The organism is Variovorax sp. CF313 (assembly GCF_000282635.1).
In the GTDB taxonomy this organism is placed as follows: domain Bacteria; phylum Pseudomonadota; class Gammaproteobacteria; order Burkholderiales; family Burkholderiaceae_C; genus Variovorax.
Map to the genome: position 1 here is coordinate 42,994 of NZ_AKIW01000077.1, position 25,667 is coordinate 68,660.

Below are 25,667 nucleotides of genomic sequence, written 5' to 3' on the forward strand. Positions count from 1 at the left end.
GAGCCGGCCTTTTGCTTCACCCGGCCAGCCATCCCACCTCGCGCGCCACACGCAATAGCTCGACGCGGTTGGCCGCGCCGCTGAGCTGCAGCATGTTGGTCATGTGCATCTTGATGGCCCGCTCGGTCAGCCCGATCGTGGCGGCGATGGCCTTGTTGCTCATGCCTTCGCTCAGGTGCTGCAACACCTGGGCCTGGCGTGGCGTGAGGCGCACCGACCGCGCCACCTGCGCCTGCACCGACACCTCCGGCGCCGGCCAGCGGGCCTGGCCATCGAGCGCCGCGTCGATGGCCGTCCACATCGACCGGGCATCCTCGCTCTTGCGCAGGAAGCCGTGGGCGCCGTGCTGGCGGCAGGTCTGCGGCAGATGCGGCCGCGTATCGCCCGTGATGACGATGCGCGCGACGCGAGGGTGACGACCGGCAAAGGCGTCCAATGCGGCCAGACCTCCAGCCTGCGGGTCACCGAGATGCATGTCGATCAGCACGCCCTGCACCTGCTGCGCGTCGGCGAGTGCCAAGGCCTCGTCCAGGGTGCCGGCGCACAGAACCCGAACCTCGGGTCGCAGCGCGCGCAAGCCGAAAGCGAAACCGGTCCGGTATAGAGGGTGGTCGTCCAGCAACAGCAGGGTGACGGCGGTAGACGTTGCGTCGAGCATGGGCATGGAAGTCCAAAGAAATGCTGATCAATAGATCGCGGCGGGCACGGCCCGTGCATGTGCATGTGCATGTGCATGTGCATGTGCATGTGCATGTGCGAAGGTACCGCAAATCACAGCACCATCGAGATGAACCAACGCAGCTTTGCCCCGCCGAGCAGGCGATGAAGAAGAAGCGCACACGACGCGAGAAATTTCTGACCGACACGGAACGCGTTGTACCGTGACTTCGCTTAGGGCCCATTAAGGAACGTCGATCAAGTCGTAAATTGATTTGATGACAAGCCTGGGTGTTGTGCAGCTGCGCTCGCAGGCCCGTTGCACTGGCATTCGATGTGTTTGAGGGCTCCTGTAGCGCCCCTCAGGCCGCGTGCGGACGCACCCGGCCCTCTGGCATCTTCGCCATGTCACCGGGCCGGCCCGCAATGTGCCACTGCACATCGCGCGTCACCCGCGCCTGCGCGCCCCGATAGCCCAAGTCGGCCCACACCTGCTCTTCCTTGCCGTGCAGCAAGTCAGTCACCTGTTCCACGTCCGCTTCGTTGGCGGCCGTCGCCGTCACGGTATGCACCAGTCCCGACTCGGCATCCACCGCGATATGCGCCTTCATGCCGAAGTGCCATTGGTTGCCCTTCTTCGTCTGGTGCATCTCGGGGTCTCGCTCGCCCGTGCTGTTCTTGGTGGAACTGGGCGCGGCGATGATGGTTGCGTCCACGATGGAGCCGCGCTTCAGCAGCAGCCCCTTCCTGGTCAGGTGGGCGTTGACCTGCTTGAAGATGTCCTCGGCCGGATCGTTGGCCTCCAGCAGGTGGCGGAAGTTCAGGATGGTCGTCTCGTCGGGCATCGTCTCCAGACCGAGTCCGGCGAACGTGCGCAGCGAGGCGATCTCATACAGGGCTTCTTCCATCGCCGGGTCGCTCAGGGCGAACCAGTTCTGCGTCAAGTGCACGCGCAGCATGGCTTGCAGCGGGTAGGGCCGACGGCCTCGGCCTGCCACTGGATAGTGGGGCTCGATGACCTTGAGCAGCGCCTTCCATGGCACCACCAGTTCCATCTCGGCAAGGAAGACTTCGCGCCTCGTCTTCTTCCTCTTGCCCGCTTGCTCCGCATCCGCAAAACTGATCTGGCTCACCGCTCGTGCTCCTGTGCAGGGTTCAGGCCTTCATGCAAGAAACGTGCTCTTGATCAGACCTTCCTCAACAGTGAGGGTCATGGTATCGGCTAGAAAATACCATGATTGATGCCATGTTTGGCGCTTGGCTAGTGGCAGTCTGCGACAGCTCCCGCTAGACCAAAACGGATGCATCTCCCAATGAAAAAGTCCCGTCACATGAACTGCGCGGGACTTTTTGAAAGTTGCTCAGATTGATTCTGGCGGAGAGTGTGTCCGTAGAACCCTTGTCCGACGAAATCCGATAAGATTCATAACTTATTGATTTTAAACAATCTTATTTGCCGAACGATCCGACGAAGTCCGATCAAATCTGGTGACGGCCGATGTTTTATGTGGGCACAATGTGGGACAAAATAGTTCGACGGAATCAGTCCCATGCCCAAGCTCGCCCCTGAACTCTCTGCCCGCGCGGTGGCCGCCATCAAGTCCGAAGGTCGCCATGCCGTAGGCGGTGCCCCTGGGCTCCACCTACGCATTTCGGCTGGACACCGTGGCTGGGTCCTGCGCATCATGGTCGGTGAGCAGCGCCGGGATTTCGGCTTGGGCCCCTTCCCCGAGGTCGGCTTGGCCGAAGCTCGCGAGAAGGCCCGGGAGATGCACAAGCTCGTCGGCCAGGGACTCGATCCGCTGATCACCAAGCGCGCGCAGCGTGGTGCGTTGCTGGCCCGCCAAGCTGCCGAAAAAAACTTCGACTGGTGTACGACAGAGTTCATCAAGTCGAAGTCGGACGAATGGAAGAACCCCAAGCATCGTCAGCAGTGGGAGAACACTCTCAAGGCGTACGCCTCGCCGCACCTCGGACACCTGCTTGTACAAGACATCGATCTGCAGCACGTGTTGCTTTGCCTAGAGCCGATCTGGAAGACCAAGAATGAGACGGCTTCCCGCTTGCGCGGGCGCATTGAATCGGTGCTTGACTGGGCCACGGTGCGCAAGTACCGCGCCGGGGAGAATCCGGCGCGTTGGAAGGGCCACTTGGACAAGGTACTGGCTGCGCCGATGAAAATCCAGAAGGTACAGCATCACCGCGCGGTGCCGATCGACGGGATGTGGTCCTTCATGACTGATCTACGGCAGCGTGCCGGCGTGGCGGCGCGTGCTCTGGAGTTCACCATTCTGACCGCAGCGCGCTCCGGAGAAATACGAGGTGCTACTTGGGGCGAGCTGGATCTGGAGGCGAAGATCTGGACGATCCCCGCTGAGCGGATGAAAGCTGGTCGCGAGCATCGCATCCCGCTGTGCAAGGCAGCAATGAGTCTGCTCGAGGAACTGCCCAAGGGAGCTCCAACGGAGCTTGTGTTTCCAGGCACCAAGGACAAGGCGCTGTCAGACATGAGTCTGACTGCCGTGATGCGTCGCATGAGTGCCGACGCCGTGCCGCACGGGTTTCGCTCGACATTTCGAGACTGGGTGGGAGATCGAACCTCCTATCCTCGAGACTTGGCCGAGATGGCGCTCGCGCACATCATCGAGAGCAAGACTGAAGGGGCGTACCGACGAGGAGACGCCATTGAACGGCGCCGCGAAATGATGGATGCCTGGGCTCAATTCATCGCGACAAAGGTCACGAAGAAGAGCGAGAAAATCGCCAGCCGGTCTGTTACGTGACGGATTCACGCAGCCCTCCGCCCAATGCTTGATCGACTTCTTCGCAGCGGGCGCAGTCCCCTCAATTTGCTGAAATCGAAGTCTAAAAGCAGTCGCTCAACGTTGAGGCTGACCTGAGAGCGGCTTTTGGGGCTGGAGCCAGCGGCGCGAGATGGCGCAAGCCTGAGCGGACCTGCTGGACGACCTCGCAGCTGGTCGATCCGTGGCCGTGGCGCCGAGGCGCCGAGACTCGGCGGTAGACTGGCTGGCATGGTCCGGTTTTCGGCCACGGGAGGAAAGCTCGAAGCTGCGACATAGCTCGCCTCTCGCCGACGCAAGGAGTAGTCAACGCATGCAGATTCCACCCGATGACGACGTGTTCTTCGACACGCCGCCCGTGCTTGGCGCGCCTCCGTCGGATTTCGCTGCCTGCCTGAATGCGCACGGCCTCTACAGCACCAAGCAGTTCGTCATGCGATTGAGCCCGCGCATTCACCAGCTGCTAGAACATGTTCCTGCTGGCGTTTTTGGCGGCGGGGCTCTTGGTCCTGAGGTGCTGAAGGCGTATGGCACCTACCTCCACGAGACCATTCACTGGTGGCAGCACAAAGGTTCGTTCGCGGGGTTTGTTTATTCCATGGCGTACCCTGCGCAGACCCACGCGAACTTCGGCCTCCTCCGCGAATTCGTGCGGGAAGTAGGAACGGTCAAATCGATCAAAACATGGTCGCTCGAAGAGCAGAAGCGCGGACGAGACGACGCGCCGCTGCGGAATGCGCATGCCATCGTCAACAACCTGGTGGACGTGGAGTTTTACAAGCTCAGGGTCGCCTTCCCGAAGACGTTCGCGAAGCTGGTCAACGACGACTACTTTCACAGCGTTGGTCACAGCTATCACATGGCCTATCACCACGCCCTGGATGTGATCTGGTCGATGTTTGACGGAGGTACCGGCATCTTGCCCGCCACGCGCGACTGGGAGCAGAAATTTACGGAGCTCACCCAACGTGAGGAGGAAGGGTTCTATCGTGGATCTCCCGTGGGATTGCCGCCGCTGGGTCTTCTCGAGATCTTTGAGGGGCAAGCAAGACTTTCTCAGCTGCACTTCTTGGTGGGTGCCGGCGTCCTGGACGGCAAGTGGAATGTGCTCGAGGCTTTGGGCTACTTCAAGGGCGTGTACGGCGATGCGTTTCGCTTGTTTTTGCGGTTGACGGGGCTGCCCGTGCCCAGAACCGTCGAAGATTCGGCGGTCGGCGTGTTCTTGCTCGTTTGCGATCTCGCGCTCAATCCAACCGCAGGCTTTCCGTGCTCGCTGCGAGACCCTGAGGACTTCATCGATGATGTCGACCCGGGGATTCGGTTTGCCCGCATGTGCCTCGCGATCCAGGAGACGCCTGACATCGCTGAAGGAGTTGTGGACTATTCGCAGGAAGAGTACATCGCGGTATCCGAAGCCCTCACAGAGGCCTGCGGCTATGACCATCCCCTCGCCGCGCTCCAGGAGGTCACCAGCTGGGTGCAGCGGGTGCCCAAGGTGTCTGAGCTCATGGAGGAATGGAAGACGTTTCGCTTCTCACTGCCCAATCTTCCGATCCGACTGCTGTTTGCGGAACTCATTTCGTTTTCGATAGACAAACTTGAACGGCCGGAATTCTTCTGCTGGCCGGGAATTCACATGAGTGGCCGGCGCGTGCGGGACGATAACCTCTCACTGCTCATGAACCACCTTACTTTGTTCGCTGACAAGGAAGACAGTCAGGCGGTGTTCGCGAGGGAGCTGGGCGGCAAGGATCCCGCCGGCGTCGCAGATACTTTCAATGCGTTCTATGCGCACAGCGTCGTGCACGACCTGACGCATCAATGGGTGCTCAAGGACGGGGATTTTGTTTTCGACTACTCTTGGCTGGCCGACGGAAAAGCGCAGGAGGAAATTGAGGCTTGGGTGATAGAACACTTCGCCAGCGCATACGGCGCAAAGCCGCAGGACTTTTGCGCCCTTTAGAAGTCAGTTGACCTCGCCACCAACGTTCGAGTCAGTCAGGACAGGGCTGTTCTGCCTCATTTCGATGACTAGACCTCATTCGTCCGGCAAGTTTGTCCGGCATCTGGACATTCTGGGATTCAAGAACTTGGTCCTCGATCCCAGTGGCAATCCTGTTGCATAACGCAGCCACTTGGGCCCTGCATCTGAGCGACCGCAACCAGCCTGAAGCGGGTGTATCCGAAGGGCGCCTACGCAGCGTTTGCCGACATCCCTCGGCCTCGCGCGAATGGGTACTATCGGCCAGGACCGGACTTTCGACTAGGCTGTCCAGTCTCCTTCGATGGAGCCGTTCAGCCCCCGGCGAGTCAGGTATGCGTATGGCCGTTCAAGAGCCAGCAGAATTCGTCCAAGCACGAATGGGAAAAAAGATGAACTTTCACGGTCGAGATTTCGAAACGGTCATGGGTTCGGATGTGCAGCGAGACGGCATGTTTCTGGAACTCCGAGAGATAGGCGGCAAAGACTGCGCTGAGGTTTTCTACAGCGATTTGACGCACGAGTTCACCGTGACGATGTTCGAACCATCGTTGCCAGTGGAGGTCCTGACATGGCTTGTCGACGAGGCGCACAGTCGATTGCCCGCGAGGAACACAATTGTGAATGGCGGCGCTTCCTTGTAGGGCGGCACGCGGCCACTATCAGACCTTCGGCTGCAAGGCAGAATTCGGCGCCAGAGCGGTCATTGATTGCCGGAACCTTCATGATTGACGCAGACGATTTTGACTGGAACAAAGCCGCGCCGGATTTCATAGTCGATCTCGCCGAGTTGGACGACGACGACTACGGGTTTGTCTACCGAGGCGAGCCTTTCAGCGGGGTAGCGATCTCCTACTACGGCAACGGGCAGGTTGAATCGCGGCGTCCTTGCCTAAACGGATTTCCGCATGGCCACTGTCAGTGGTGGCATGACAACGGGCAACTCAGTCAAGAATGGACTGCGTTTGCAGGTATGGGGCACGGCTGGGGGACGACATGGAACGAAGATGGGGGCGTTGTGAAGAAACGTCTGAGTGAGTTTGGGCGCGCTCTGGAGTGGACCATCTTCGACCCCGATGGCGCGGTGATCGAGACCGGGACAAACCGTGAAGACAAGCCGACACTGGAATGGATCGAGAAGTACAGGCGGCGCTTTCCAAACGCCCCCGTCGTATGAGACTGCGAACTACCGCTGCTAGGACGACCTCGATGGCCGCTTTGCGCACTATCCGTCTCGGTCCCGTAGCAGGATTCGGCCAGAACCGGCCGTTCGCCGAGCCGGCACAATGCGGCCCAAAGCGGACATCTGGAAGCCAAGCCAACCCTCCCTTTACCTCATGTTGAAGTTGCGCCCCCATCTCCTAATCGGCCGTGGATTGGTGATCGCTGTCCTCACTCTTGGTTCGAATCTTTTGTCGCACGCGGGCAGCAAAGAGGAGCGAGAGGTTCTTGCGATTGCCAAGGCCGAGCGGACTGCCTTCATCGCTGGCTTCGAAGGCGCGCTGAAGAGTTGGTGCATGAGCAAGAAGCAGTCATGTGCTTCGGAGGTGCTTGTCCGACCGAACAGCATGTCTGTCCCGCCACCGTACGATCAATTGCGTGTGGACTTCATGTCCAACCTCAATGGAAAGGCTGAAATCGGGCGTTTTCACCAACCCGCCCCCGCGAGTCGCTTCAAGCCCCACGAAGTGAAATTCTCAGACCGAATGCGAATTGCCTTACACCCCTTCGTCTGGGATCGTGTGCAGATCAGAGCGAACGGCGTCCCGAAGCAAATTGAGCCGCTGACGGCATGGGCCATTCGTTGGATCGACCTTGGCGATGCGAACGCTGTCGCCACCGGCAAGGAACAGACCGTCATTCATTCAGTGGTCTACCCGTCGGTGGAGAAAGGCCGATGGCAAACGGAAATTGACTTAGGTACTGCTCCCTCGGAGGCAGTGGTTGACCTCCTGAAAGCCCTGGATCAGATGGGACTGACTCATATTGAAATGGGTACGTTCTGAGGGGAGTCGACGAACATGCGCCGGTCCGCTTCGAGCACAAGTGCCGTCGCTACGATTACCGATCTCGGCCACGAGCAGTCATACGATTTCAACGCTCAAGATCTATCAAGCATGCTCACAGACATCCTGATTGCCTCGACTGGCGATGCGCCCGAAATTCTTTCCGCTGCTTCAGGTGGCTGGCCTCGTTTGCAGTTCAACTCTTTGGACAACATGGCGCTAGCCGGACTTTGGTCCGCTCTCGGCGGGACTACCGAGGCAGATTTTGAGGGGTGAGAAGCACCTCCTTGCGCACACGCAGGAGCGATGGGTCTTTGAATTTCCGCAGGATTTCGTGCATAGGCTTGCTGCATTGCAGTCTGACGCCACCGCGGAAGTCGCAATGTCCTGGGCCAAGCATGAAGAGTTGGCACACATGGGCGCTGACGGCCCTGGAATCGAGCCGGTCGTAGAGGCGATGAGCGTATTCGCTCGGCAGGCGATAGGCCAGGGCAAGAGCCTTCTTCTCTTTATGTGCATCTAGCGGCAAGCCTGCTGACGGCCAGAACCAGACCTTCAACGTCGCCCAATAACGACATGACCCAACCGGACTTTCTTCGACTTTTGCTGTCCATCGACTTCCCAATGAAGTACTGGGCGCTTTGTGACCGCTACCCCCGGAATCCCCAAGCGAGCTATCCTGGTCAAAAAACAGAGGTCCTGTCGGCCTTTCAAGAAGTCGATGCCAACCCGCGCTACGACAGTCGAGACCGGTCATACGAGGTGGAGGCAGAGGTCATTTCGGGTCTGGAGTGGAGCGCGCTTTTTGTGATGCAACGCTCCGGTCCCGAGCTAATGATGTCGGCCGTCGGGTCGAGCGGCACTATCGGCTCGAACTTCGCGGTGCTTGCCTATGACGCGAAGGTTCTTGAGGACCCAACGTTCTCTAGAAGCCCCTTTTCGGGACCTGTACCCTATCCTCGGCCGGATGCGGCTAGCCCTGAGGCATTGCGATCACTCATCCGAGACTTCATCGTTCTTGTCCGAGAAATAAAAGCTGCGCTGCAAGCACATCCGGCTTAGCCGGGCAGGTTGTTTTGGGTCCGCTTTGGAGCGAAGCGAACTTCGGCTTTGGGCCCGAAGCTGCCGTACGCGCTTGCACAAAGCGGTCGTTGCACGCGCTGCTTTGAGCAGTGCTAGCTAGTGAACGCCTTCGGCTCGACGAGCCGTACACCGGTAAGCAAGGCAAGGTCTTCTGCGAGGGCTTCGTTCACCGCGATTCGGCCCACCTCCTCGAAGTACGCGATAGGCGCTCTACCCATCGGATCATCTTTCAGCACCAACTTTTCGACATCCCTCATCAGGCCGAATTCGAGAAGTCGCCGGTCGAATATCGAGTGGTCAAGGTCGGCAGCCGACTTCTCGATGTTCAAGACGTTTAGCGCAAAGAATTCTCCCAGGAGCACCTTTCGCTTGTACGTTGCCTCTAGCGGCAGGTATTCGCAGTCGCAGTTGTGTGACACAAGGAGTTCGACGAAACGTCGCGAGACGACGTAGAACGGGACGGTCATCATGAAGTCTGTCAATCCCGGAGGACTTTCGCGGTCATCGACCAAGGTAACCCGAACCCTCCCCCAAAGTGACTCTTGCGACTGCCCACGGCAGAGGCCGTATGCAGGGTCATCGAACAGCCGGTTCAGATCCGCTTGATGTGGCCGCGCCTCCGGTCCCGGCACGCTGCGGCGGAGGTCGATTTCAAGGAGCTTTGTCATGCGTCAGTAGTTCCGCTTCTGGCCGACTGTAGCCGAAGGGCGGCTGCCTCCACAGGGCCCTTTGGGGCCGTTCTGTCTGCTTCAAAGCGGACGTGGTCATTGAGGCGTCCCAATAATGACGGCCACCTGCAATTTGAAGACCTGACGGCACAATGCCGGAGCCATGATCTCGACTGCTGCAGCACAACCTCTTCCCGCCGCCTCTGCGCCAGCACAGTCGGCTTCCTCACCTGTGGCGCCTGCCACCACTGCTTCCAGCAGGCCGGTGCCGGTTCAGGCTGGCTACAGCGCCATTCAGGTGGAGTTGAAGCCCGCGGACAAGCAGGGTGGATGGACAGACCCCACGGCTGTGGTACCCGCTCTGGCGATTTTGGGTAGTGTCATCGCCACGTTCTTGCAACTGCACTACGCAAAGCGGAACCTCAACAGCCAGTTAGAGGCCACGCGGGTTGCCGCCGAAAAACAGATCAATGCGCAGTGGACAAACACCCAAGCCCAACTGGAAGCGGCGCGCGCACAGGCAGCGAATCAGATTGCAGAGGCTCGCAAAGATGCGCAGGAAGAGAGAGAGCATGCCCGCTTGAAGGAAATCGATGCTCGTCTGGCTCAGGAGCGAACCAAGGTCTTCACGGAACTGATTGAGTCATACAAGAAGGCGATGCTCGTGATTGGTGCATTGGCGCAGGCTAACCCGGCCAAGGACAAGAAGTTGTCCGATCCAGTAGCAGATCTCACTGCGAGCGTGAACAAGGTCTGGCTTTTCGCCGGCACGCAGACTGTGTTGGAAACGCGCGAGCTCTTGGCCGACGTTATGGAGACGTTCTTGCTGGGTATGGAGCACTGCATGCCCATCTACCGCAACCTTCGCGGTATCGAGGAACACGAAGAGAAGATCAAGACCTACTTGGAAGAGAAGAAGGAAAACAGTGCAGCGTTGTCGGCCTTCCAGCAAAGGGAGGCTGGCGTGCTTCCGAACACGCTCGAGCACAACGCTCAGAAGGACTTGTTGATCGGCAAAGTCACTCGTTCTGGCGAGGCAGTATCGCAAGGCCGCAGGCTCCGCCAAGAAATCGTGAACGAGAACGCGATGCTTACCAAGGGTTATGTAGCGTGGCTGGCTCCACGCCAAGTTGGACTGATGAACAGTCTCAACGACGTTCTCAAGAGAGCTCGGTTGGAACTGCATGTGCCAGGCGAAATGGAGTCGATTGACCTCCAGACTGTAGAAATGTTAAAGCGGCTTCAACAGGCGATGGCACGAGTTTCCTCGCTCGCCTGAGCGGCCGCTCTTGGCCGAATCCTGGCGTATGTGATGCGGCTCCGAGCATCAGTTTTCGCCAGCGACAATTTGATTCCGATACTTTCGCCACTTCTGCAGATTCTGTGCGGGATGGGCGGACTGCTCAAGGAAGCCACCGTCGCTGTAGTCAATCGCTTGACAGTCAAGTTTCTCGCAGAGAAGCAAGATGCCTTCTACGATGGCATCGCCAGCACGCACGTGTAGCGCCACAGACGTAACCGGATCGTCCTTTCCGACGTTGAATTCGATGGAGCCAAGCTCACTTCCGAATATTCCCCATGAAGGATCGGTCCAGTCTGTCCCAGGAAAGACGGCCGTTACGGTTTGCTGAACAACGCTTAACGCGCCGAGCGGATTGGGTTGTTCATCGCGGGGCATCTCTGAGACATCGGTGTAGCGACGGCTGAATTTAAAAAGACCGACATCCCAGGACACGAGATCTCCTTATGTAGCGAATGTGTTGCATCGACCGGTTGAATCCGCCGCCGTCAGTCGCCGTAGTCTGTGCTCGGCTCTTCAGTTCCGTCAGGCTTCCAGAATCGCCAGACTCCGACTTCCTGGCCCGCGCGGTAGCGGCCCTCGGCCGCAGGCTGCCCGTTCGGATGCAAGTCGCGCCAAAGCCCATCCTCCTTGCCATCGACATACTGCCCTTCGGATGCCACCGTGCCATGCTCGTGGTAAGCAACGAAGAGGCCGTGCCGAATCCATCGGGTCTTGTCGGGTGCCATCACCCTCGCATAGCGGAACTTGATGGCTCCTGACTCGTAGGGAATCTCGGCGATGTTGAGGTCAGCTTCGATGGTCATGCTAAGGCATTGACGGGAATTGGCGGGCGGTCGGGAAGGTCCGGTGTTGGCCGCTTGCTGTCCGTTGGAATAGCTACGTCTACCAGTTGTGCCGACAGGCGGGACGGTAGTTTGGGTTTTCGCGCGACATGCCTTTGAGCAACATTTCACAAGTGTTTTTATCGCGTACATCTATGCCGAGAAAAGGCGGTCGCCCCTCGGCCACAAGAATCGCTGAATAGTGCATTTCACCGGCCTTCGTCTCGCTGGAGCATCCAACTTTCGCGTTCGCTGGCGCCTTACTTGCCTGAGCGACCTTTAGGCAGTTTTCCTCGGTACCGAAGTCCGTCTGTACAAACACAGTCCCATCTTCGACGCTGACTTGGAAATAGCGCCTTCCGCCAGTGCGAAGAGGGGTTTCTACGCATGAACCCTCCGCGATCACAGCACCCGGAGTGCCTCCAACGTAAGAGGCCCAACCGCGACACTGGGACTGATTGAACGTGGCCACGCGGTACTCGCCCGACTTGTCTCTGACCAAAAGGCTGTAAGGCAAGTTCTTGCTTTGGTCATCGGCCAAACAATCGATTTTCTTCGACACTCCTCCTTGAATGCTTCCGCGAAGAGAACTCTTGAACTGCGCACAGGTTTCCGCAGACGAGGTGGCGATCTGCACGTACGCAATTCCTTCTTCGGCGACGACGAGATAGCGACCGCTTCCAAGTTCGTTCTGAGGTGTCGATGTACAGCCAGTAACAGCCGACAGCGTCGCAATGACCGCGAGGTTCTTCAAGGTTCTATAGCTCATTAGACGTGACTCTAGTTGCGGCGGCGTAACGAGCCACAGTGCTCTTCATTGAGTTCTTCGGGTCGTGACGAATGTCCGGTCTTGGCCGACTGTAGCCTGTCGCACCGACGTTGTGAGGGGGATGAGGCGGCGCGAATATCAACGTGGCCGTGATGCCACGCTGCGCGCTATTTCCTTGATATGCGCAGATGTCGCAGCGCCAGCGATTTCCTGCAGTGTGAATAGCAGCGAAACGCCATCTACCGCTGTGACGCCAGAGTTCAACATGCGACCGACCATGACTATCCCGAGTTCACTCGGCTGGCGTGCCAAGGAAGAAAGAAGCGCGGACTCGTAGTTCGGAAGCTTTTCCAACCCGTGAACGAGGCTCCACATCACTCCGTATCCGTCGTCCTCGGGATAGCGCTCAAAGACGCTCAGCATTTCAAGGATTGCCTGTTCTGGAGCGCCCGCCTGCCAAAGCTCGTCAAGCAGCACGTCCAGGCGGCGCCAGTCACCATCCTCATCGGGGGCAAACCTGGCAATGTCGCGGGCTATGGTCGTTGTTTTTCGAGGCATTGAGAATCCTATGCGTACGGCTGCTCCTGGCCGAATGCTGCCTGAAGCGGCGCGAGCATGCACTCGCTTTGCCGCCATCGTGGCGACCTTCCCTGCTGTCCTGCTGGACGCGATCCGTGAGATCGGCTATGGGTCGGGACCAAACACATACGACAACTGCAGCTGCAGCGCATCCTTGGCGATTGGGCGCATAGACTCATCAGATGCCTGAAGACAATCCCAGCGCCCCCCTCCATCTCACCCTGCGCCAAGCCGACGAGTTGGAGCCGGTGGAGGACGACGACCTCACGGACTACCTTGTTGAACTTGCGCCTGAGATCGGCTGGATCATCATCCACTTCAACTCGTTGGAGGACCACGTGTCGGGCTTCATCCGTGAGGCGATCCTCAGGGATGCCTTTCAAGATGAGCGGATGGACGTCTTCTTGGCCGGCATGCTGTTCTCCGCGAAGGCGCGGGCACTTCTGGACCTGTACGGCCAGATGATCGAACACGGGGGTTCAGCCGTGCCCCACGAGGACTTGCGCAAGGTGGACGTCCTGCTCACGGAATGCGCAACTCGCCGCAATGAGTACGCGCACGCGGATTGGATCGGGATGAAACTAGGTGGGTACGTGCGCGTGAAGTCACAGTCGAAGCGCACTGGCATCAGCCATCGGTACAAAAGATACGACTTGGCGCGAGTGCAGGCAGACATGGACTTCATCAGCGCGGCCCGTGACACCCTGTATGAGTTCAACGAGCGCGTCTGGGACCAACTTCGCGCGACAGGAAACGTGCCTGTCGAGCAACGCTGACTTGAGGCCGACGGCCAACTAAGCCGGCTACCCGCAGTGGTGAACAAGGTCACACATAGCCGCGAAGGTCGAGGCCTAGTCTAGTGAAGCAGGCGCGGTATCAAGGAAAGCTTCCGTCCGACCCGCGCATGCTGAGGTTCCCTCAACTCGATGGGAGACCATCATGGGATCAGTAGACACTGCAACCTGCCACGCGCCCTGGAACAAGGGCAAGATCGTCGGCCAGAAGGCACCTTTCAAGCTCAAAGACATTTGGGCACTGCGGGTGCGGCTGCAACTGGAGTGCCGAGTGCGTGAACTCGCTCTCTTCAACTTGGGCCTGGACAGCAAGCTGCGAGGCTGCAATCTTGTCAGCCTGAAAGTCAGGGACGTCTGCCACGGAGAGCAAGTTGCCCCAAGGGCAACAGTGATGCAGCACAAGACGCAGCGTCCGGTGCAGTTCGAGCTCACGCCTGGAACCCGCGAGGCTGTGCAGGCGTGGATCCAGCGCTCCGGACTGCGATCGGACGACTTCCTTTTCCCGAGCCGAATGCACGACTCGCCGCACCTCGGCACCCGGCAGTACGCCCGGATTCTTGGTGGCTGGGTCAGAGAGCTTGGCTTGGACCCTACCGACTACGGAACGCACTCGATGCGACGGACAAAGGCGACGCTGATCTACCGGCGGACGAGGAACCTCCGCGCGGTGCAGTTGCTGCTCGGGCACTCCAAGCTCGAGTCGACCGTCAGATACCTGGGCATCGAGGTGGATGACGCCCTGGAGATTTCAGAACAGACGGAAATTTGAACGAGCGTCGATTGAGCGGCGCAAGTCCGTCCGCCTTGCTGCGGCAGTGAGGCGGATCGATGCACCGTCGGATGGCTCGATTGCAACGCACAGCAGTCATTCAGCAGGCCGCGCCGACTGACTGCTGCCAGTCTGAAACGGCCTCTCGTGAGGCTACGTTGAGCGCCCGTTGCCAAGAAGTCGAGCATCCCTCCCGACGCGAAAATTGCACCGCCGAGCGCAATTCCCATTGGGCTGGCGACTGAGTTCGTGGTGGCACTCACCCGCCTCGGCACGGCGTCCCCCGTCAGGTGCAGGTGGGCGGCATGGCCGCCATCAATACCGTGGACTCCGCGCAGCTAAGCGGCAGAGGGAATCCGGTAGTGACAACAAGCCCTGCACAAGGTAGAGTTTCAAGTGGTGTGATCGATTTTGGGCTACCACCAGTTGTACTGGCCCCTGATGTTTGCCACTCCGAAACATGGTCAACCTGGCCAAGCTAACAGGTTGACTTCGTATAACCATGTTCGGGGAATTCTTATGGCAACCCACATCCAGTTCGGTGCAGGCCGAAACTTACCAACACCCCCACCGCCACGGCTGGTCTATCGAATTCAAGACGTCGTCGTTGTGACGGGCCGTGGTCGCTCGTCGATCTTCGAGATGATGAATCCTCACAGCCCGCGGTTCGATAGTACCTTTCCGCGTTCCTTTCCTCTCGGTGGACCTCGCTCCAAGAGCCGCGGCTGGTTGGCGGAAGATATCACCCGCTGGGTTTTCTCCAAAGCTGCGCAGCGTCGCTAGCCGTCGCACCGGAGTGACCTATGCAACCTCCTCCTTTTCTGGGAGGCGGTAACGGGGTTGATATTGTCGCAGCAGATACGATCCCCGTCCGCCCCATAGATTGGTTGTGGCCGAACTTTCTTGCGGAAGGGAAGCTTCACATCCTGGCCGGGCAGCCCGGCACCGGAAAAACGCTCATAGCTCTCGCAATAGTGGCGACCCTTTCCAAGGGTGGGTTTCCATCAAGCCTCTGGCCTGACGGCAGCCACGCACCGTTTGGGAAGGCGCTCTACTGGACCTGCGAGGATGGCATCGAGGACACCCTCATGCCTCGCCTCGTCGCGGCCGGGGCCGACCTGAGCCAAGTCTTGATCCTGCGAGCTAGCTTCGAGAAATGGAAAAAGCGCAGCTTCAACTTTGCGACCGACCTTCCTCTGCTTCGCAGCGAGATCGAAAGCCACCCTGATCTCAAGCTCATTGTGATCGACTCCATCATGCAAGCGATTGCCGGCGACGCACATAAGAATCAGGAGGTGCGCCGCAGCCTTGAGCCGCTTGTCCAGCTTGCCGAAGACTATGGCATTGCCATCCTCGGCATCACACACGTCAACAAGAACTCTGGTTCGAAAAAACCACTCGATCGCATCTCGGGCAGCTTGGCCTTTGCTGCCGTTGCGCGCGTTGTATTGTTGACGGCCAGGGGTAAGAGCGTCGATACCGCCAACGGGTATGCGGCGACAGGCGTTCTTGTGCGCGCCAAATCCAACATCGGCCCCACCGATGGCGGATTCTGCTACGAAATCGGTACAGCGGAGATTCCAGCCGGCCCCTACCGCACGACGGACTCCCCATTCGTTCGCTGGAGCGGCGAGATGATTCCCGGCTCTGCCGAAGAGATCCTAAAGCTCATCGAAGGCGACAAGGGAGACGGTCCCTCGGGCAAGCGTGAAATCGCAATGGAATTTCTCCAGTCGCAGCTTGTCGGCGGCCCCCAGGTCGGTTCAGCTATCGAGCAGATCGCACAAGCCGCAGGCATTGCGGCGGGGACGCTACGCCGAGCACGCGAAGACTTGGGCGTCACATCGATCAAGCAAGCCCTCGGTGATGGAACATTCGCGAATGTCTGGTCGCTGCCCACATCAACCGGCTTTCCTCATTCGAGAGGTCCACTCGGTCAATCACAGCACGCGCTCGTCAATACGCGCAGGCCCGAGAGATCTTGGCCCGACGGTGGCGCACCATATGCCAGCGCCCCCCTCGCATCTGAGGCTACTCAGGGTTGGGGACCCAAGATAGTCCCCGCCCCTATAGAGGCCTACTAAGGTGTGCAGTCCTTCGGGCCCGGCAAGATACATGCACAAGCTGCACAAGCTGCACAAGCTGCACAAGCTGCACAAGTTGCACAAGTTGCACAAACTGCACAAACTGCACAAGTGGAGCAGATATTTCAATATGGCCGCGAACGACTCGTGTGGCGGGGCATCTCACCACCCGGCCTCGACGACATCACGATCGAACTTAGCATAGAGGAATGCCGCCTGACATTTCGCACCATGGATTCGAACAGCGGGAAATCACACGCTGAAGCGATCGAAAGTGCCATCGACACTGTGATATCGCGCAACTTGAATGAGACGCCTGATGACGAAAGGTTAAACGAAATCCTACGCCAAATCCTCCGAGACAACGCTCATATCTGGCAGTGAAGAACTCGCTTCGTTGTGCCGCCAAGGCCCATGCGACTGATAGTCGTGCATTTTTTTATCTCCTACCTCTATGGATTGAGACATCAAGTCTCAATCCAGCAATGAGAGAGGGAAGGAGAACATGTTCACTAAACCTTTCTCATCTTTTTGAATTAACACTTCAGAGAAAGGTTAGGCAACCATGGCCACATTTCGATTGGGGGTGAAGACGTTTCGCAAAGGGACAGCCGCAATGCACTCCCAATACATCAGCCGACAGAGGACGAACGGAGCACAAGATCTCATTGCCAAGGGTCACCTGAACATGCCTTCCTTTGCGAATAATGATCCGCACACGTTCTGGGAAGCAGCTGATAAGCATGAGAGGGCAAATGGCTCGGCCGCCAGAGAGTATGTCGTCTCGCTACCCAAGGAACTGCCCGATGAGAAAAACACAGCGCTCGCCTGGCGCCTTGTCCACCTGCTCGCGAACACCCGGCCTTGTGAGTTCGCGCTGCACAAGCCGTTGGGATCCATCTCTGGCGAAGAGCACCCGCATGTGCACATACAGACATCGGACCGCCCGCTGGACGGCATTGATCGGACGCCTGAGCAGCATTTTCGACGGGCCAACTCAAAAGCCCCTGCATTGGGTGGAGCTCGAAAGCTGAGTGGCGGAAAAACTCCACTGCAAATGAAGATTGAACTTCAAGAAACTAGGGAGAAAGTCGCAGAAGAGATCAATCGAATGCTGTCCGAAGAAGGACTGCCTCAACGGGTGGACCATCGCTCCAACAAAGAAAAAGGTACTCAGAAGACTGCGGAGCGACGATTGCATCCTGCGACTGTTCGCCAACTCAGCGAGCACGAGCGCGAGTTGATTAGACAGGCTCGTCGACTCGGCCGTGGGTAGTCCGGTAATCGTCGAGGCGCGCAGCGCCAGGGACTGCTTCTCCCCCTCAAAGAGTTCCTCGGCGGTGAGTTCGAGTGCCAACACAACGAGGATAGTTCACTGGAACCGCTCTGGGGAACAAGGGGCATTTGTCACTTCTTTCCCTGCACCCAATCGCCTATGCTGGTGCCTATCGTAGGAGGATTTGGCATGGGCAACATACACCGATTTCCCTGCGCGCTCCCGGTCGCCCTGGTCCTTTCCGCCGCATTGCTGCTGCTTGGAGCCTGCCAAGAATCAGAGGTGGCCGTAGCCGCCATCCCGTCTGTCGACGCGCCGCCGCCGCAGGCGCAGCGACTAACGACTGACCAACAGGACCTGCTGCTCAAGGCAATATCGGGCTGCGTGCAGCTCGTCCAAGCATCCGCTCCTCGTCAACTCAGATACAAGGGGGAAGGCGAGTTCTGGACTAGGTTCGATGCCTACTACGACCCGGTTTCTGGCCGGGTTGTTGACAACGGCGTTGCGCGCGGACACGTTCCCGTCGTTTTTGCCTTCAGGAAGTGCATGGTGGAGCACAACTGGTCCATAAACGACTAACGCGTCTAAAGCTCGCCGCTGCGTCCGCAGCCTCTGAACGCTTTCGATGGGGCAGGAGGGACGCAGAACGAACACGCCCGCGTCAACCTTTTCGTCCAAGCCGGCCTACCTGCAGCCAGCGCCCGCAACGGTGCGAAGGCCGCAGCGAAGAAGTCCGCGACCGTCATGCACGCCGACAGCAAAGGCAATGAGTGCGTCGGCGGTAGCTCGCGGCCTCGGTGAACTGCGTCGCCAGATAAGCGCCCTGGAGAAGGAGCTCCGTCGTGTTGTGAAGGGCGCAACGCGCTCCGCCGCAGTCGCAAGTTCGGAGGTCGAAGAAGCCGGCACGAAGCGCCGATTCAGCGCAACCAGGCTGGCGGCACACCGCTCAAAGCTGGGACTCTCCGTCGCAAGCTATGGGCAATTGGCTGGCGTATCCGGGCAGAGCATCGTAAGCGCGCGGTGATCCCGTCTTGACGACGGTCCTTCGATCAGCGCACTTCGATTGGCTGCCAGCGATGCGGCAGCAAATCTCCGACGCGACTGGCCGGCTGCGTGGGCAGCCGCTCGAGGACGTCGCTGAGGTACCTGTGCGGCTCATGTCCATTGAGCTTTGCTGACTGGATCAAGCTCATGATGGCCGCCGCGCGCTGGCCTGCCCGTAGCGATCCCGCGAACAGCCAATTCGATCGTCCGATGGCGATCGGGCGGATCTGGTTCTCCACCCAGTTGTTGTCCGCCGGCAGATCGCCGTCGTCGAGGTAGCGCGTGAGCGCCTGCCAGCGCTTGAGGCTGTAGTCGATCGCCCTGGCCGTGGCCGAGCCATCCGGCACCCTCTGCCGTTGCCCGGCGAGCCATTGCTGCAGGGCATCGGCCACCTTGTGCGACTTCTCTTGTCGTATTCGCCTTCGCTCCTCAGGCATCAATTCGGCGACCTCGCGTTCGACGGCGTAGAGCTCACCGAAGAACTTCAGCGCCTGCTCGCCGATCGGGCTGCCGTGATTGGCCCACAGTTCGTGGAACTTGCGCCTGGCGTGCGCCAGGCAGCCCGCCTCAATGACGCCGAGCTCGAAGCACGCTTTGTAGCCGCTGAAGTCATCGCACACCAGCGTGCCGCGCCAGCCATGCTCGCCCGGCAACCCGAGGAAGGCGCGCGCATGCTGGCCCCCGCGGCTGTCGGCGAAGTCGAACACCACCGCGCGCAGCGCGCTGTAGCTCGTCGTGCAGTAGCTCCAGAGGTACGCACGGTGTGTCTTGCCGTTCCCCGGCTTGAGCATCGCCACCGGTGTCTCGTCGGCATGCAGCACGCGGTCTTCGAGCATCTCGCGCTTGAGCGCATCGACCAGAGGCTGCAACTGCACGCCGCACTGCCCGACCCAGCTGGCCAGCGTCGACCGAGGAATGGCCAGGCCCGCGCGACCGAAGATGGCTTCCTGCCTGTACAGCGGCAAGTGGTCCAGGTACTTGCCCACCAGCACCTGCGAGAGCAGCCCGGCCGTCGGGATGCCCTTGTCGATGATGTGCGGGGCGACGGGCGCCTGCACCAGCGTCTCGCACTTCGTGCAGACCCACTTGCCGCGAGCGTGGCGCTCGACGCTGAACACCCCAGGGCGGTAGTCGAGCTTCTCGGCCACATCCTCGCCGATGCGCTGGAGGGCGCAGCCGCAAGCACAGGTCGTGCTTTCGGGCTCGTGGCGGATCTCCCGGCGCGGCAGGTGCGCGGGCAGTGGCTGGCGCTTGGGTTGCTGCTTCTCGCGCTGCACGGCCGGCACGGTCGCGAGGTCCTCCAGCTCACGCTCCATCGCCGCCAAGTCGGCGTCGATGGTCTCTTCCAGCAGACTCTTCTGCTCGGCATTGAAGGCTTCAGACTTGGCGGCGAACTTCAGCCGCTTGAGCACGGCCATCTCGTGCGTGAGCTTGTCGATTGCCGTCTGCTTGAACGCGATCTCGTGGTCTCGGCGCTCGATCTCGAGCTTGTCGGCTGCGGCCCCTCTTCTGAGCGAGAGGACCATCTCGCGCAGCTGCTGCGCGTCCAGGTGGTCAAGGTCGGCCGTGTCGATCACGGAAGGTGATGGTGCTCCACCGTGCGCGCCCACGCATCAGCACATTCGGCAATTGCACTACAGCACGCAGATCACTCCAGCTTCCCCGATGCGCTGCCACGGCAGACCGAGCACCAGTGCATCGAACTGGGGAGGGGTCAGGCTGAGGGTGCTGCCGCTGTCCTTGGGCCAGACGAACTTGCCCTGGTGCAGGCGTCGTGCCGACAGCCAGATACCGATGCCGTCGTGCTCCAGGACCTTCATGCGATTGGCGCGGCGGTTGGCAAACAGGTAGGCGTGGTGCGGGCGCGCGGAGCCGAAGACCCGCACCACGCGCGCCAGCGCCGCTTCGGTGCCTGCACGCATGTCCAACGGCTCGACGGCCAGCCACAGCGCGTCGACCCGGATCACCGGAGGATCTCGCGCAACCAGGCGGCACATTGGCCTGACGCGCTCAACGGCCAGGTCACGTTCACCGCGATGGCACCGCGGCGAAGCTCAAGGTGAATGTCATTTGCGACGGTGGGATCTGGCGCCAGCGTGAGCGAGACGAACTCGGCTTGCGCGTTGCCGGCCTTCGAGGCGATACCTCCTGCGTCGACCATGCGGCGCCACTTGTGAACGAGGTTGGCGTTGAGGCCGTGGGCCAGCGCCACTTGAGCCACAGACGCCCCGGGTTCTGCGCACGCCGCCAACACTTGCCGCTTCAGATCGGCCGCGTGGCGCCGCCGGCTCACGCGCTTGGAGTCTTCCATAGGTGTCCACCTAAATCCTTGGTGGACACCATCGTCATAGACACTAGGGCCAAGCTCAAGACGGGATCACCGCGCGCTTACAGAGTATCTACCACTGGGAACAAGGTAAGGCACGTCCGCAAGCGGCGCAACTCGAGAGTCTGGCCATGGTGCGAGCCCTAGGCGCTCGCGAGATTTCGGAGCGCCTGTCCGGGCAATAGAACAGAGAAGATCGGACGAGCGCGAATGGAGCGACACCCATGCGCCATTGATCTACCTTCCAAAGAACCGATCCGCCCTCTCCTCCTCTCGTGCCTCACGGATCGTCGAGAAAAGGTTCTTCAGCATCGAACGCAGGTCTCGGATCGCCACGGGCTCGTCCCAGCCTCCCTGGAACAGTTCCTGATCGATGGACCGCCCTCCCTGGTTCAAGGAGGTGACCGCAGCCTCGCACAGTTGTCCGACCTCCAGGACCCATCGATAGGCCAGTTTCGCCTTCTTGGGATCGTCAAGGGCCTCACGGGACAGCTCAAAGAGCTTCGCCAGCGCTTGCCGATCCAACCATGCCTCGCCCACCTCCTTCTCCACGGGTTCCAATAGATCAGACAGCGCGACGAGATGCTGTTTCGCGGCCGCGTAAACCTCTCGGCTCCGGACCGGATCGGTCCACGGCGCTTCGGACGCCGCGCGCGGGGCTCTGTCTGTCGCGTTCGATGAGCCCTTTGGGCGTGTATGTCTCAGAAACTCTCGAACGACCGCGAAGATCCTCTCCAGCTCTGGCTTGTCGACCATCGGACAGTCGGCGACCTGATGGCCATTGATCAAAATGGCCGTTCCACGAAGGTCGAGAGCGCGGATTTCGGTCCACGGCAGATCGACAGCCGCGGACATCAGTTCCTTGATCCGCATCCCCTTCTTGGTCAGGACAATGCCTTCCTTGGCTCCGCCGAACACCGTAATGTCGACGAGCGCGACCACATCTTCTTCTTTGATGTCGGCGGCGTAGTTGCCGCGAGCCGCACCGAGCTTCCTCGCTGGGATGCGGGGAGCGAAGTAGACCCGCGAGAAACCGGCATAGGGCGTCAGCCGCGAGTGAAGAAGCTCCTGAAAGTCGGCACAAGCCGGACGTTCTTGAGCCGCACGCGACGGTTCCGGCTCTCTATCTACAGGGGGACTCGAATCGAATTCCTTGCGCTTGTTGGCATCTGACAGCGCCGCATAGGCGACGTTGACCTCCTGCATCTTGCCGGTCGCCCACGCCACCGTGTCGGCGTCGACATTGGCATATTTGTCAGGATGGTACTGGGTTCGCCGGCTCCTGTAGGCGAGCTCGATTTCATGTTGGGAGGCGCTGGGCCGTACACCCAGCACGTCGTAGTAGTTCATGACTTTGTCCGGAGAAGCCGGTTGCTGATCGATGCCCCGTAGGCGCAAAAAAAGATGACACACCGGCCACTGGCGACCGGAGGGTCGCCAGTGGCACGATGTGGCTATTGGTAGAGCTTCTGGCAGGTGCCGGACTCGTAGATGTCGTTGATCTTTTCCGCTTGGCCGCGAGGGCTGAGCTTGTACAGCGCCATGTCGTCGGTCAACTTGTCCCTCAAGCCCAGGATGTATTGGCCCGGGTTGCCAGTCTTCTGATCCAGAAGGGATTTGACTTTCATGACGGCGGCAGTGGCCTGCTCGTGGCGCCCAAGGATTTGCGCGACGTTGCCGCATTTGTAGGCGTCGTAGATGCGGCTTTCGTCACTGGAGCAAGCCATCAGCCCCGCGCAGGCAAACGCGCAAGCCGCAACGAAGCTAGGTAGGCGCAAGGAGCGCTGCAGCATGTTCGCCCCCATTCCTCAAGCGAAATAGATGGCCGCCAGGATGGCGATCAAGAGGATGGCGCCGATGAAACCGCCCAGCGCCGGAAAGATCACGGCCGGCCAGACCAGTCCTTTGCCGAGCGCCACGCCGAAACTGGCGCCTGATACGAAGATCCACTGGTAGAAAAGGACAAGGACGCCCATGGCGCCGTAGCCTGCGATCAGTTTTGCTTTGAGAGACATTGCTGAGATGAATGAAAAGTTGAAGGAGGTGGGACTTGAGGGTCTGAAGACGCGGGTGACCACATGTCAGCAGCGATGCTTCTTGTTCACCGGCCGTCTCGGGTCGGTGCCAAGCACGGCGCCTTCCTTGGTCATGCACACGCCGTCGGCGCAGGCATAGCCGGGCGCCTTGAGCACAGCGCGGTCGGCATCGCCGATCTCACAGCGCAGTTCGTCGAAGTCGAATTCTTTGTAGGACTTCACGCGCTCGGTGGTCGTGTAGTACACGCCGTTGGCCCCTGCCTGCACCCGGATCGGATAGACCGGGTACTTGAGGTCGCGACTCCAGCCCTGGATCTGAATCTCCATGGCCGATCGGTCGATCTGGTGCTTGACGGCATCGGGGTTGATGAGCGGATCGATGCCCTTGGCAAGCGCCAAGGGCGCCAAGGTGATCGCGGTGAGCACCGCCAAAGCGGTGCCGATCATGGTTTTCATGAGGGGCCTTCAGAAAAAGAGAGTGAACTTGAGACAACTCCGGTCGACCAGTCCGTTCAAGCAAGTTGGGCGCGCGCGAAAGGCGCCACGAGTTTCTAGCGGTGATGTTGATGGGCGCACTTTCAGAATGGCTGGCTATCGATGAAGAGGCATCTGTCGATATGTGCTGGTCCTCCTTGGGTGCTTTGTGGAACGTGTTTCTCCCGTGAGATTTGTGTTGCGAAATGCTAAGGATTCCTTAGTATAAGAATAAGTCAAAACTCAGACTATCTGAGGATGCCTCGTGCGAGCCATGCTCAGATTGACCCCGCTTTGCCGTTGTTCGCCCGGCGGCTCAAAGCCGCACGGTTGCGCAGCAATTTCTCGCAAGAAGGGCTGGGCGTGGCTGCCGGGGTCGACGAGTTTTCCGCCAGCGCGAGAATCAATCAGTACGAGCGTGGCAAACACACACCGGACGTCTTGATGTCCACGCACTTAGCTCAAGCACTGGACGTGCCGTTGTCGTATTTCTGGGCGGTCGACGATGACGAAGCAGAGCTTCTGCGGCTCTATCACTCACTGGGAGTGCGGATGCGCAAGCAGGCACTGCGCCTGATTCAGGACTTGGCTGCCGCTAAATAGAGCGTGCTCGGTGTCTTGGCTCGCTGCGCTGCGGGCCCGCCAGCCGGAGTCTTGGCAGAACCGCCCCCTTGAGGACAAGGGGGCCTGCGTACCCCTTGCGGAAACGGGGCGGGACCATCGAACTGGCCGACGCGATAGCAGTGCGTTGATTTGTTAGTAGCCCGCTGGCCTCAGTCGGAGGAATGCGGCGAGTCTCTGCGCAGGTAGCTGCAGAAATGCCACCCCAGCCCAAAGCCGCAGAGCAGGCCCGCAGCGAGCACGAATGTGAAGGCCCTCAAGTAGTCGATCGGCCCGTAGCAGATGTTCATGGATGTCCTTTCTCTTTCTTGGTGGTTGAGGGGGCAGACCTCGAGCGCCCAAAAGAACAAACCCCGGTCCCTCCAGAGGTGCCGGGGTTTGTGCCGTTGAGACAGGAGGGATGAGGTCGAGAGGGGTAGCAGCCTGATGCCGGTAGAAAGACCGCGTTCACCACGGACTGCTTCGCAGTGGGACTTCCTCCGGCACCTGGAACTGTCGCAGCCGCGCCTGCTCCTCGGTGGCACGCCGCACCGCTTCCCGTTGGAACGGATCGGTTTGCTTGCGTCGCAGCATCAGACGATCCACCCGCCGAAGAAATTCCTCGTCGAGTGAGACCACTTCATTCGAGCTGCTCGTCGCTGGCGCCGCAGCCTCGCCTGGCAGGCTTCTCATGAGAGCTCCCCCGCGAAGAAGATCGCCTGCACGCGCCTGGCACCTGCCCCGTGGGCCGGGAAGCCCACGATGGCCGCGCGATCACGCTGCTGGCAGATGCCGCAGTTCAGGCAGTCGGTGTTGCCGACACTGGCAGGACAGACGACGACCATCCGCCCTTCAGGTGTCCTGGTCGGTTTCGTAGTACCGACGGGCAGCACCACCACCACAGGCGCAATGCCCAGCGCTGCATGGGCATCGGCCTGCGCCAATGTCTGGGCACTGAGGTTCACCGTGAAGCCGAGCTCGTTGGCATTGCGAATGGCGGCCTGGTTCGCCTGCGTTGGCCGGTAGTGCGTGTAGGTAAACCCGCGCCGCCCCCGATTGGCCATCGCCAGCCTCGTGAGCAGACGGGCGTCAATCGCGCCTGGTGCGCAGGGCGTCAGGTCGCCAGCCTGGTTGTGCCGCCACAGTGCCCCGCGCCGCAGCGTGCGAACCTGCGCCAACAGCTCCTCGAAGGTGCTGCCTCGCACCCCAGCTGTAACAGCTCTCCAATGCGGCGCCAGGGGCCCACTCTCGGCATAGCAGCCATTGCGCCGGAACCCGCATTCCGGTGGACAGGAGTTGGCACTCGTTGTCGTGACGGCCATGGGGCCCGTCTTGGCGTTGCGGCTGATGCGGGTGAAGTGATAGGTGAATGGCCCTGTGGGGGTCTGCGGCGATGCTTCCGGAAATGCAGTTGACGCGATCTGCGACGTCGAAGCACCGAGCAAGATCGTGGTGATCAAGATGTTCTCCTTGAGAGGTAGGTGCCGCCATCGCGAGCACGAGGCGCGCGGCCACCTCCCTGCTCCACACCCATGGGCTTTGAGGCAGAGGGTGGCGCGCGGGATTGAAGGGGCTTGGGGGAGCCCGGGGAGGCCC

32 protein-coding genes and 2 pseudogenes are annotated in these 25,667 nt (G+C 60.0%); 17 read left to right on the top strand and 17 right to left on the bottom strand.

The window, feature by feature from the left end:
* Window positions 1-16: 16 nt before the first annotated feature.
* Window positions 17-664 (bottom strand): response regulator transcription factor, encoded by a 648-nt coding sequence (locus PMI12_RS19120; protein ID WP_007835757.1) that lies wholly within the window; start codon window positions 662-664, stop codon window positions 17-19.
* A 123-nt stretch (window positions 665-787) separates the two neighbouring features.
* Between PMI12_RS19120 and PMI12_RS29250 the strand changes: the two are divergent.
* A pseudogene (locus tag PMI12_RS29250) lies at window positions 788-882 on the top strand (IS5/IS1182 family transposase); the annotation flags it as partial.
* Window positions 883-1,052: 170 nt separating this feature from the next.
* Here PMI12_RS29250 and PMI12_RS19125 read toward each other — a convergent pair.
* Window positions 1,053-1,790 (bottom strand): annotated as a pseudogene (locus PMI12_RS19125) (IS5 family transposase); the annotation flags it as partial.
* Window positions 1,791-2,207: 417 nt separating this feature from the next.
* Here PMI12_RS19125 and PMI12_RS19130 point away from each other — a divergent pair.
* The 7 genes from PMI12_RS19130 to PMI12_RS28830 all read left to right on the top strand — a co-directional run bounded on the left by PMI12_RS19130 (window position 2,208) and on the right by PMI12_RS28830 (window position 8,507).
* A complete protein-coding gene (locus PMI12_RS19130; protein ID WP_007835764.1) occupies window positions 2,208-3,440 on the top strand; it encodes a tyrosine-type recombinase/integrase in 1,233 nt (410 codons plus the stop codon).
* Between the two features lie 331 nt (window positions 3,441-3,771).
* Entirely contained in the window at window positions 3,772-5,421 is a 1,650-nt protein-coding gene (locus PMI12_RS19135; protein WP_007835766.1) for a hypothetical protein, read from the top strand.
* Between the two features lie 359 nt (window positions 5,422-5,780).
* Window positions 5,781-6,083, top strand: coding sequence for a hypothetical protein (locus PMI12_RS19140; protein ID WP_202801687.1), 303 nt, complete (start codon window positions 5,781-5,783; stop codon window positions 6,081-6,083).
* Between the two features lie 80 nt (window positions 6,084-6,163).
* The gene (locus PMI12_RS19145; protein WP_042673744.1) at window positions 6,164-6,616 is read left to right on the top strand and encodes a toxin-antitoxin system YwqK family antitoxin; all 453 of its coding nucleotides are present in this window, start codon (window positions 6,164-6,166) and stop codon (window positions 6,614-6,616) included.
* A gap of 160 nt (window positions 6,617-6,776) precedes the next feature.
* A complete protein-coding gene (locus tag PMI12_RS19150) occupies window positions 6,777-7,445 on the top strand; it encodes a hypothetical protein (protein WP_042673746.1) in 669 nt (222 codons plus the stop codon).
* A 111-nt stretch (window positions 7,446-7,556) separates the two neighbouring features.
* Window positions 7,557-7,721 (top strand): hypothetical protein, encoded by a 165-nt coding sequence (locus PMI12_RS28825; protein WP_157632226.1) that lies wholly within the window; start codon window positions 7,557-7,559, stop codon window positions 7,719-7,721.
* A 300-nt stretch (window positions 7,722-8,021) separates the two neighbouring features.
* Window positions 8,022-8,507, top strand: a complete 486-nt coding sequence (locus tag PMI12_RS28830) for a hypothetical protein (protein WP_157632227.1) — start codon at window positions 8,022-8,024, stop codon at window positions 8,505-8,507.
* Window positions 8,508-8,620: 113 nt separating this feature from the next.
* Here PMI12_RS28830 and PMI12_RS19160 read toward each other — a convergent pair whose 3' ends face one another.
* Window positions 8,621-9,196: a hypothetical protein gene (locus PMI12_RS19160; RefSeq protein WP_042673749.1), complete on the bottom strand. Its 576-nt coding sequence runs from the start codon at window positions 9,194-9,196 to the stop codon at window positions 8,621-8,623.
* Between the two features lie 163 nt (window positions 9,197-9,359).
* Between PMI12_RS19160 and PMI12_RS19165 the strand changes: the two genes are divergently transcribed.
* Window positions 9,360-10,475, top strand: coding sequence for a hypothetical protein (locus PMI12_RS19165; protein WP_157632228.1), 1,116 nt, complete (start codon window positions 9,360-9,362; stop codon window positions 10,473-10,475).
* A gap of 48 nt (window positions 10,476-10,523) precedes the next feature.
* On the opposite strand, the gene PMI12_RS28835 is transcribed toward PMI12_RS19165, so the two are convergent.
* The 4 genes from PMI12_RS28835 to PMI12_RS19175 all read right to left on the bottom strand — a co-directional run bounded on the left by PMI12_RS28835 (window position 10,524) and on the right by PMI12_RS19175 (window position 12,647).
* On the bottom strand, window positions 10,524-10,931 hold the full coding sequence (locus tag PMI12_RS28835) for a hypothetical protein (protein ID WP_157632229.1): 408 nt from the start codon (window positions 10,929-10,931) through the stop codon (window positions 10,524-10,526).
* A 53-nt stretch (window positions 10,932-10,984) separates the two neighbouring features.
* A complete protein-coding gene (locus PMI12_RS19170; protein ID WP_007835772.1) occupies window positions 10,985-11,302 on the bottom strand; it encodes a toxin-antitoxin system YwqK family antitoxin in 318 nt (105 codons plus the stop codon).
* Between the two features lie 79 nt (window positions 11,303-11,381).
* Entirely contained in the window at window positions 11,382-12,074 is a 693-nt protein-coding gene (locus PMI12_RS28840; protein WP_162130822.1) for a hypothetical protein, read from the bottom strand.
* 153 nt (window positions 12,075-12,227) lie between these two features.
* Entirely contained in the window at window positions 12,228-12,647 is a 420-nt protein-coding gene (locus PMI12_RS19175) for a hypothetical protein (RefSeq protein ID WP_042673752.1), read from the bottom strand.
* Window positions 12,648-12,850: 203 nt separating this feature from the next.
* Here PMI12_RS19175 and PMI12_RS19180 point away from each other — a divergent pair, with 203 nt between their 5' ends.
* From PMI12_RS19180 to PMI12_RS19205, 7 genes are all read left to right on the top strand, one after another.
* Window positions 12,851-13,444, top strand: coding sequence for a hypothetical protein (locus PMI12_RS19180; RefSeq protein WP_007835777.1), 594 nt, complete (start codon window positions 12,851-12,853; stop codon window positions 13,442-13,444).
* A gap of 163 nt (window positions 13,445-13,607) precedes the next feature.
* Window positions 13,608-14,231 (top strand): tyrosine-type recombinase/integrase, encoded by a 624-nt coding sequence (locus PMI12_RS19185; RefSeq protein WP_007835779.1) that lies wholly within the window; start codon window positions 13,608-13,610, stop codon window positions 14,229-14,231.
* Between the two features lie 519 nt (window positions 14,232-14,750).
* A complete protein-coding gene (locus tag PMI12_RS29665; RefSeq protein ID WP_157632230.1) occupies window positions 14,751-15,014 on the top strand; it encodes an AlpA family phage regulatory protein in 264 nt (87 codons plus the stop codon).
* Between the two features lie 20 nt (window positions 15,015-15,034).
* A complete protein-coding gene (locus PMI12_RS19190; protein ID WP_007835782.1) occupies window positions 15,035-16,315 on the top strand; it encodes an AAA family ATPase in 1,281 nt (426 codons plus the stop codon).
* Between the two features lie 3 nt (window positions 16,316-16,318).
* Window positions 16,319-16,699: a hypothetical protein gene (locus PMI12_RS28845; RefSeq protein ID WP_157632231.1), complete on the top strand. Its 381-nt coding sequence runs from the start codon at window positions 16,319-16,321 to the stop codon at window positions 16,697-16,699.
* A gap of 232 nt (window positions 16,700-16,931) precedes the next feature.
* Window positions 16,932-17,591, top strand: a complete 660-nt coding sequence (locus PMI12_RS28305) for a MobA/MobL family protein (RefSeq protein ID WP_157632232.1) — start codon at window positions 16,932-16,934, stop codon at window positions 17,589-17,591.
* Between the two features lie 189 nt (window positions 17,592-17,780).
* Window positions 17,781-18,170, top strand: coding sequence for a hypothetical protein (locus PMI12_RS19205; RefSeq protein ID WP_007835789.1), 390 nt, complete (start codon window positions 17,781-17,783; stop codon window positions 18,168-18,170).
* A gap of 470 nt (window positions 18,171-18,640) precedes the next feature.
* Here PMI12_RS19205 and tnpC read toward each other — a convergent pair whose 3' ends face one another.
* The 7 genes from tnpC to PMI12_RS19240 form a co-directional block, all read right to left on the bottom strand.
* Entirely contained in the window at window positions 18,641-20,212 is a 1,572-nt protein-coding gene (gene tnpC / locus PMI12_RS19210; protein WP_007835791.1) for an IS66 family transposase, read from the bottom strand.
* Window positions 20,213-20,269: 57 nt separating this feature from the next.
* Window positions 20,270-20,602 (bottom strand): IS66 family insertion sequence element accessory protein TnpB, encoded by a 333-nt coding sequence (gene tnpB / locus PMI12_RS19215; RefSeq protein WP_042673756.1) that lies wholly within the window; start codon window positions 20,600-20,602, stop codon window positions 20,270-20,272.
* Window positions 20,599-20,946 (bottom strand): IS66-like element accessory protein TnpA, encoded by a 348-nt coding sequence (gene tnpA / locus PMI12_RS19220; protein ID WP_007835795.1) that lies wholly within the window; start codon window positions 20,944-20,946, stop codon window positions 20,599-20,601. The genes tnpB and tnpA overlap by 4 nt, the downstream gene beginning before the upstream one ends.
* A 252-nt stretch (window positions 20,947-21,198) precedes the next feature.
* The gene (locus PMI12_RS27855; protein ID WP_007835797.1) at window positions 21,199-22,311 is read right to left on the bottom strand and encodes a J domain-containing protein; all 1,113 of its coding nucleotides are present in this window, start codon (window positions 22,309-22,311) and stop codon (window positions 21,199-21,201) included.
* Between the two features lie 104 nt (window positions 22,312-22,415).
* Window positions 22,416-22,754, bottom strand: a complete 339-nt coding sequence (locus PMI12_RS28850; RefSeq protein ID WP_007835798.1) for a hypothetical protein — start codon at window positions 22,752-22,754, stop codon at window positions 22,416-22,418.
* A gap of 15 nt (window positions 22,755-22,769) precedes the next feature.
* The gene (locus PMI12_RS28855; protein WP_007835799.1) at window positions 22,770-22,976 is read right to left on the bottom strand and encodes a hypothetical protein; all 207 of its coding nucleotides are present in this window, start codon (window positions 22,974-22,976) and stop codon (window positions 22,770-22,772) included.
* A gap of 66 nt (window positions 22,977-23,042) precedes the next feature.
* Window positions 23,043-23,453: a hypothetical protein gene (locus tag PMI12_RS19240; protein WP_007835800.1), complete on the bottom strand. Its 411-nt coding sequence runs from the start codon at window positions 23,451-23,453 to the stop codon at window positions 23,043-23,045.
* Between the two features lie 312 nt (window positions 23,454-23,765).
* Here PMI12_RS19240 and PMI12_RS19245 point away from each other — a divergent pair, with 312 nt between their 5' ends.
* Window positions 23,766-24,074, top strand: coding sequence for a helix-turn-helix domain-containing protein (locus PMI12_RS19245; RefSeq protein WP_237726121.1), 309 nt, complete (start codon window positions 23,766-23,768; stop codon window positions 24,072-24,074).
* A gap of 170 nt (window positions 24,075-24,244) precedes the next feature.
* Here the strand turns inward: PMI12_RS19245 and PMI12_RS29255 are convergent, their stop codons facing one another.
* From PMI12_RS29255 to PMI12_RS19255, 3 genes are all read right to left on the bottom strand, one after another.
* On the bottom strand, window positions 24,245-24,382 hold the full coding sequence (locus PMI12_RS29255) for a hypothetical protein (RefSeq protein ID WP_007835802.1): 138 nt from the start codon (window positions 24,380-24,382) through the stop codon (window positions 24,245-24,247).
* Window positions 24,383-24,539: 157 nt separating this feature from the next.
* Window positions 24,540-24,764, bottom strand: coding sequence for a hypothetical protein (locus PMI12_RS28860; RefSeq protein ID WP_157632233.1), 225 nt, complete (start codon window positions 24,762-24,764; stop codon window positions 24,540-24,542).
* Complete coding sequence (locus PMI12_RS19255; RefSeq protein ID WP_157632234.1) at window positions 24,761-25,531, bottom strand: DUF7227 family protein; 771 nt, start codon at window positions 25,529-25,531, stop codon at window positions 24,761-24,763. Before PMI12_RS19255 ends, PMI12_RS28860 begins: the two co-directional genes overlap by 4 nt.
* Between the last annotated feature and the right edge of the window lie 136 nt (window positions 25,532-25,667).